The 8,317-nt window shown below is 58.7% G+C and carries 2 protein-coding genes; both read right to left on the bottom strand.

Translation table 11 applies throughout. From position 1 onward, the window contains the following. A partial coding sequence (locus AB4097_RS21055; protein ID WP_442043177.1) for a cadherin repeat domain-containing protein occupies positions 1-824 on the bottom strand: 824 nt, incomplete at its 3' end. A gap of 83 nt (positions 825-907) precedes the next feature. Then, positions 908-7,948 (bottom strand): hypothetical protein, encoded by a 7,041-nt coding sequence (locus tag AB4097_RS21050; protein WP_442043175.1) that lies wholly within the window; start codon positions 7,946-7,948, stop codon positions 908-910. Positions 7,949-8,317: the final 369 nt, after the last annotated feature.

The following is an 8,317-nucleotide window of genomic DNA, read 5'->3' as shown; positions in this document are numbered from 1 at the left end:
GCCTCGTTGAAGTCCGTGACGTAGACCTTGATCTCCTGCTCGGCCGAGGACAGGGCCGGGGTGGCGTTGTCGGTGGCAATCACCTTCAGGCGGTAGAACTTGCCGATCGCATCCTGCTCGAGGCCCGCGCCCGGCGTCGTGGTGACCGCATCTTCGTAGTTGAGGGCCGTCTTCACCTTGACCTGGTTGCCCACGATCTCAAAGTGGCCGGCACCGTTGAAGCCGGTGGCGAAGGAGTAGCTGATGCTCGCCGCCGGGGTCGAGTCATCCTGAGCCGTCAGCGTGCCCACCGCCTGACCGACACCCAGGTTCTCCACCACCGTATCCGTCAGACCGTTGTCCAGCTCGATCGTGTGCGGCGGTGTGTTGTCGGGACCTTCGTTGACGATGTCCTTCAAGATGGTGTCAAAAACCAGCTGATCAGTCAGGTTAGTAGAGCTGACAGGACCAGTGTAGAATTTGAACGTGATCTGGCTATGGATGGCGCCACCGAGTTCCGGGAAGTCAGGGTTGTACCCAAAATTCTGGTCCTCATAATCCATGAGGGTTGTACCGCCGCTCTTCACGCGAATGAACCAGCCGCTTTGGGTCACTCCATCGTCGTCGGTGAAGGTACCGTTCCAGAGTTCGTAACGGTTGGCATAAAGGTTGGCAGGTTCGACCACGAGGTTCATGGTGGCCGGATTGCCCGCAAAGCCCGTAACTTTTCCGACAATCGTTCCGCTTGCAACGTTCTCGTTCATGAGAATCTGAGAGCTGCCAGGCTGAGTGTTCGCCTGAGCGCCGCCGTTGTGCTTAACCGCTGTGATAGTAAGACTGGCCATGATCTGCCCCTTAGATGAAATGATATTAGGTTTCGATTACCAAAGGTACGCTCCCTTGGCAAGGTGACCAAGGGAGCGATTTGTTACGGAACGAGGAAGAAGTCGTCGGCCTGGAGTAACGGGCGCACGCCGCCTACGGCACCAACGCGGGCGAACAGGATGCTGGCCCCGCCATTGCCGTTCGGGTCGTAGTAGAGGCCACCATCCGTAGTGTTGTAGATGATGCGATCATCCGCATCCTGCGACGTGCCCGTGGTGTTCACCACGAAGGCTCCGGCGGCGAGCACCGTGTTGGCCGTGCCCGCCTGCGCGAAGATCGAGAGATCGAGGTGGATCTTGTCGCCCTCGTCACGCTTGAAGTCCGCGATCAGGTCCACGTTCCGCCCAGCCGCTGACGTGTTCAGCTGCGAGTCGAACAGGAACACGTCCGCTCCTCCCTCGCCGGTCAGCGAGTCGATGCCGCCGCCGCCGCTCAGGATGTCGTTGCCGCCATGGCCATTCAAGCGATCGCTGCCGATGCCGCCCCGCAGGATGTTGGCACCATCCGTGCCTTCGGCGGTTTCGACCAGCAGGTTCTCCACGCCGAGCGTGATCAGTTGGCGCACGGCCGGGTTGACGCCGTCGCTCACATCCACCGTGAACGAGATCTCGCCGGTTGCCAGCTGCTCGAAGTCGATCTTGCTGGGGTCCAGAACCTGGATTTCCCGCCCGACCAGGGTGAACGCCCCACCGCCATTCTCCACCAGGGTGTAGGTCAGCGTGTCGGGGCTCTCGTCCTGGGCCGAGAGCAAGCCAACCGTTTGGCCCACCCCAAGATGCTCGCGCACAAACGCTGCAGAAAGAACAATGTTCGACGGAGCCTCGTCCCCACCGCCATTGTCTTCAACCGCCTCGGACACCACACTGATGTTGGTGTTGTGAGCTACCGTGTTGCCGTCGCTCACGGTGATGGTGAAGTTCGTGGTCACCAGTGAGCCGAGGGGATCGTTCGGGCGGTCGGCGGAGTGGAACTGGAGATTCCGCACTGCGTTCTGCACATCCTCTATCGATCCCGTGACCGTATAGACACCGGTCAACTCATCGTAGGTGCCGATCTCGTAGTTCTCGAAGAAGCCTTCGCTGGCCGAGTCGAGAGCGATCGTCACCGTGATGGAGGCGCTGTCCGGATCCCAGAAGGTCACGTTCCCGAAGGGCAAGACCGCTCCGTCGTCGCCGATGTTGAACGAAACCGGATCGTTCACCCCACGGATCTCGGGCGAGACGTCCGAAGGGTCGACCACATGCGTGATGGCGATGTGGATCGTGCTCTCGGTGAAGGCGCCATGGCTGTCCACCGCCCGCACCAGATAAGGAAGATCGGGGGTTGCCTGATCCACATCGGCGTTGAGCACCTTCACGACGCCGTTCACGATCTGGAACCGGTTATCCTCGCTCACCGCATGCAGGGCGTTGTCGTACCAGAAGCCGACGGTGACTGTGTCCTCCAAATCATTGTCGGACACAGTCAGTTCACCCACTTCGAAGCCGGCCGCAACCGTCTCGTCGATCGTCTTCAATGCCGCGCCGTCCAGCCATGTGGGAGCGTCCGGGGCGTGGTTCACATTGTCCGGCGAGCCGCCATCGGTCGTGTTCACCGTGGCCGTCGTGCTGAACGGACCGTGGTACAGATCCTGGACCGTGATCGTGAAGACGGTCGGACCGATCTTGTCATGCGCAGGGTCGTAGCTGAGGGCCTGCAAGACACCATCGAGATCATCAGCCTTGCCGGTGAAGGTGAGGGTGATGGTGTTGCCCGACGTCGTCACATGGACCTGGGCCGGATCATAACCCGTCAGGCTTCCCAAGCTGCCATCGAAGGAGATCTTGACCGTCAGGTCATCGTTGTCGGTGTCCGTCAGATCGAGGCCACGGAACGGCAGGACGGCAAGGCCGTCGTCGGTAGCCGGCGTCTCCTGTGTTCCCTCCATGAACGTCGCAGTCGGCGCCGCGTTGTCCGCACCGTCCGTGCCATGGGTCGTGTGCACCGTCACCTGGGCCGGAACCGGCGGGTTCATGGCATCCTGAACCGAGATGTCGAAGATCGTGTCCAGGCTGTCCGCATCCGGTGCCAACGGGTTGGGATCGAAGGACAGACCGTGCAGGAACGCGTCCAAATTGTCGGCCGTATCCATGATAATGTAGGTACGGATGCCGTCCACGAGCGACGTGATGATTTGCCGTGAGCCGAAGCCGGAGAGTTGACCGGCCGCTTCGCTGAACCTGATGGTCAGGATGAGCTGATCATTCTCGTTGTCCGAGATATCGACGCCACGGAACAGGTAGACGGCGGAGCCATCATCCGTCGCCGGTGTCGTCTGCGTATCCGGAGCGAACTCGATCGTGGGTGCCTCGTTCGTAAGACCTTCCCCGCCTTCAGCCGTCTGGACGACCACTTCGCGACTCACGGGACCATGGGTGGAGTCCTGGACCGTGATCGTGAAGTGCGTCTCGTTTGCTGCATCGTCATTCGGATTGAAGGAAAGCCCATGCAGGATCGCATCCAGATCGTCGGCCCTGCCGGTCAGCACGTAGGTCCGGATCCCGTTCATTTGCGTCCACGTGCCTGGCAGGCCCGCCCCGCTCAGCTCGCCCTCGTTCATCTCGAACGAGATCGTCAGCGTCAGCAGGTCGTTGTCCGCATCCGAGATGTCGACACCCCGGAACGGGAAGACCGCAGGACCGTCGCTCCAGGCAGGCGTGGTTTCCGTGCCCGGGATGACATCGATTACGGGTTCCATGTTGCCGCTATCGTCGCCGTTGACCGTATGCACTACCACCTGGCTGGAGACAGGCAGGTGAGCGGCGTCGTTCACGCTGATCGTGAACACGGTGTCGAACGGCGCGTTGTCAGCCGAGCCGTTCTGCGGGTTGAAGGTCAGCTGATGCAGGATCGCGTCCAGAACATCCGCCTTGCCCTCGAACCTGAAGGTGACGGTGCCGTCCGGATTTTGGGTGTCCTCCACCGAGCCCGCCCCCTGAAGCTGATCGGCCGTTCCAAGGAATGTGATCGTCAGTACCAGATCGTCATCCTCGGCATCTGAGATGTCTACGCCGCGGAACGGATAGACGGCCAAACCGTCGTCCGTCGCATTGGTCGTTCTCGTATCCTCTGCGATGAACAGAACAGGACGGATATTGGCGCTCGACTCCGTCACCACCGTCACGGTATCCGGCGCGTTGACGACCGCATGGAGGTTATCCGTGAGGGTAAAGGTGAACGTGGTCGTGATCATTCCGTCGATAGCGGAATCGTCGAACGCGTCGAAGGTGACGCCGCCGAGGAAGGCCTGAAGAGCCGCCTTCTTCCCGACGAAGGTATACGTCACGTAGCCATCGGCATCGGGATTGCCGTGGGAGACCATGACGATCTCGGGAATGGAGTCGACGTTCCCGAGGGTTCCGTTCGGGGCGTTGAACTTCACCTGCAGGGTCAGTTCGTCGTTCTCGCTGTCGCCCAGCTCGAGACCGATGAAGGGGTTCACCACACCGGCAGGACCCTCGCCATTATCCTGGACAACGAAGAGATGATCTTCCGCGTCGGGAATCGTCAGCGTCGGCGCGTCGTTGGCCGGCGTGTCAATGACAGTGACGGTTTGCGGCTGAGATGACACGTCGCCAGCGTCGACGACGACGACAGTGAACTCGGTCATCCGATCATCCGAGCCCTCATACTGATCACTCGGGTTGAAGGTCAGCTGATGGACGAGCTGGTTGACCCAAGCGACCGTTCCCTTGACCGTGAAGGTATTGGGATCGTTCACCGGATCATAGAAGTAATCGGTTCCCAGAATTCCCTCGGCACTGGTGATGGCGCCATGGCTGCCGTCGAAGGTGATAATGATCGTGATTTCATCATTCGGCCCGGCATCGTCATCCTCGAAGGTGAGGTTCTGGAACGGTTCAACGGTTCCCGTGTCGGGAATGGTCCAGTCGGTGTCGCCGTTGACGATGATCTCGGGCGCGATGTTCAGATCTGAAGAATCGGCGATATGGATGACGATCGTTGCCGTGGACGTGGCTCCGCGAGCATCGGTGAGGATGATTTCGTATGTCCGTTCCTCACCGCCAGGAGCGACTTGGATTGCGTCATGGTTCTCGACGATGAGCTTGATGCCGAGAGTGCTGTTGCCGACGATGCGGAAGGCGCCGTCGCCGCTCACTGCCCCCGTGGTGAAACGGATCGAGAAGCCATCACCCTCGAAATCCTGTGCGAACAGATCCGTGACCTCATCGCCGGTCTGGTAGCCCTCATGGATCTCGGTGATTGGCACCTGCTGCAAGACAGGACCTTCGTTCACATCGGTGACGTTGATCCTCAGTGCGCTGACTTCACCCAGTTCACCCGTGGTGGGATCTATCGCACGGACATAGACCGTATAGTACTTCTGTCCTTGCGGCAGGTCTTCGTAATTGAGCGACATTCCGTCCGCGACCTTCAACTGCCTGCCGAAGATTTGGAAAAGCCCATTCGGATTTGCATCTGCGCCATGATCCGGGTCGAATACAAAGTCCCATACATTTTCTTCATCTAGATCAGCTGCATATAAATGATTGATATCTCTTGCATCCTCCCGAACGGTCGTTGCAAAGCCCCCAGTCGAAAACGTGGGCTGCATCGGAGCGTATTCGACATCAAGGATTTCGATGCGAATGGTCGAGATCTTCTCGGACGCGCCACTGCCGTTGATGGCGTCGGTTTCGAAAGCCCGCACCTTGAGGTCGACCCATTTGTTACCGCCCCCATCGACGAAGAAGCCATCCGTGCCGTCGTCGGGGATATGCTTGTAGAGAAGCTCGTCCGACATCTTGATGCGCCCGAACGTGTTCCCGTTCGCGTCCGTCAGCGTTTCGATGTAGAAATAGCCGCCACCACCGTCTATGAGATCGTAACGGAGCGGTCCGCCGATTCCATCGTCGGTCGAGCGGACATCGACAACCAGGTCCGAGAGTTGCCTATCGTAGACAACGGGCAGGCCGCCGATGATCGTCGGCGCGCTGGCGCTGTAGTTGAGGACGATTCCGTCACCGAGGACCTTGTTCTCGATACTATCCAGCTTGCGCGCATCGTAATACTGCACCGACACATAGGCTGTGTCGATGCCTTCGTTCACGCCGTTGTACTCTCGCGTGTCATCCCTCAGGTCGTCGACATAATAGGTGTCGTCGCTCCTCGCGCCGATCATCGTGTCCGCGCCGGCACCGCCCCTGAACGTGTTCCTTCCATCATGGCCGACGAGGAGGTTGTTGGCGGCGTTACCGGTGACTTCAACATCTCCTGCCCCGAAGATCGTGATGTTCTCGACATTGGCAAGGTTCGCGATGCTGAAGGAAACAGTGGTCGCGATCGAGTCGGTTCCTCCTCCTGCGTGCTCGATGATCGTATCCTGGCTGTCGGCCCAATACACGTCGTCGCCGACACCACCCTCCAGCCAATCGCCTTCCGCGTCGCCGATGAGCGTATCGTTTCCGATCCCGCCGTAGAGCTCATCGGAACCGCCTCCGCCCCAGATCTTGTCGTTGCCTTTCCCGCCGGACAGTTTGTCGGTAGCAGCGCCGCCATAGAAAGTGTCGTTGTAATCCGTTCCCTCAAAGAAATCTATGCCGCTAAACTGGTCTTGGGCACCATCGAATTTCGTGGTCACCGATGTATTCAAATCGATGGTGACGGATCCGCCGAGATTCCGATAGGTGAGCGTGTCGCGGTTGTCGCTGCTCGATCCGACAATGCTGTCCCAGCCACCCGATCCGTAGAGCTGATTTGTACCAATGCCACCTATAAGAGTATCGTCGCCTGCTCCACCATAGATCGCGTCGTTTCCTACACCTCCGTCCATGTAACTTCCGATCGCATTGGCACGGATAGTATCGGCTCCCGCCCCGGTCGTCACGCGGCTGACGTTGATCAACCTATCGACTTCAGAACCCAACGTGCCGGTGCCAGCCGCAAGATCGATGACCCAGTCACCGTTAGGATTTCCCTGCCCATTAAGAGTGCTCTCCAAATCATAACGGACATGACCACCTATCAGGGTGTCGTTACCGCTATCGCCAATCAGGCTATCAAAACGAGCTCCCACAAGGACATCATTCCCCCCACGTCCCTCCAAGCGATCCGGGGCGCCGTCATCGTTCCCTGAACTATCGAAGGCGTACAAAACGTCATTGGCTCTGCTCCCCCTCAGACTATCAGCGCCCGCGCCTCCGTAGATGGTTATATCGCCCCTGTTTTCCCCGGCTTCGATGTCGTCGTCTCCGCGCTGTCCATCGACAACCATTTCGTCGCCGAGGCGGTAAATCCGTATGAAGTCCGAGTTTTGAGATCCGAGAATGATTTTGAAGGCGTCTGTTATGGGCCCCGCACTAAGGAACTTATCCCCATCCCCCCAAGTATCATAAGCCGTGTTGTAAGTAACTTGTCTATTGTCCGGCCCCATAACCGCCGTGCCACCCCCTGACCCGTAAGTATAGTAAAGGTAAATGCCAAACGACCCTGTCTCTGGGCTGTAATCGAGAATATTATTTGAATCACTGACATTAATCGTATCTGCGCCGGACCATCCCGTAATCCTGTCGCTGCCCGCATCGCCATAGATCTGATCGCTACCCTGCGTTCCGATGATCGTGTCGTCACCATCGTTGCCGTGGAATACATATGAATCACTGCCGGGAGGGGTATTGCGATAATCGAGGTAGTCGTTACCCGGACCTCCATTGACATTCCGAGTTGCGAGCGTTCCGAAATCTCCAGCGGCAGACTGCGACGGCTCGGCACCCGATGCCAGTGAGGAAGTCGAAGCGTTCGTCTCACCGGAAGCCGAAGAAGCATCGGCCTTGGACAGGAAGGTCATCTCCGGAGCGGCATCCGCCACGCCCACCTTGGAGGCCTCATCGACGACAGAGGCGTCGGACGATGTCGGCGCGACATCCGCCACGATGGACCGCCGCCCGTCCAGCTCGTCCGTCAGAAAGTCGAGGACTGGTACCGCAGCCTCCGCCTGCCCCACATCGCCCGGCAACGCTTCATCAAGCACATTGCCGACATTGATTGGTTCGCCGGTGACCTGGTCGAAAACGGGCTTATTCATGGTGACGTCCCCTTCTGTCCTCTTGCAGACGCCTCATCCCCGGGGAATTCAGGCGAATGTTACACTGTTATGGACATCTAAGGACAAACGAACCTGGCTGACAGCTCTCCAATCATAGAGGTGCCTCTAGGGAAGTCCTGAACCGGGATTATTTTCTGAAGCTAAACGCTCGTCCGGTTCTACAGTGGAACCTCGTCATTCCGATAAGGAAGATGAGCATCTGGCCTGCCCCCTTTGAAGTGGTCCTCCCTGATGTATGGCTTTTTGCCATTTGGAGGACGAGAGAATGCCCAGGAAGAGACACACGGCTGAAGAGATTGTCGCGAAGTTGCGGCAGGTTGATGTGCTGACGGCGCAAGGCCGCTCAGT

Origin of the sequence: Microvirga sp. 2MCAF35 (genome assembly GCF_052115545.1) — a bacterium.
In the GTDB taxonomy this organism is placed as follows: domain Bacteria; phylum Pseudomonadota; class Alphaproteobacteria; order Rhizobiales; family Beijerinckiaceae; genus Microvirga.
Note: the sequence above shows the minus strand (reverse complement) of the source record. Positions and strands in the feature narration are given on the sequence as shown.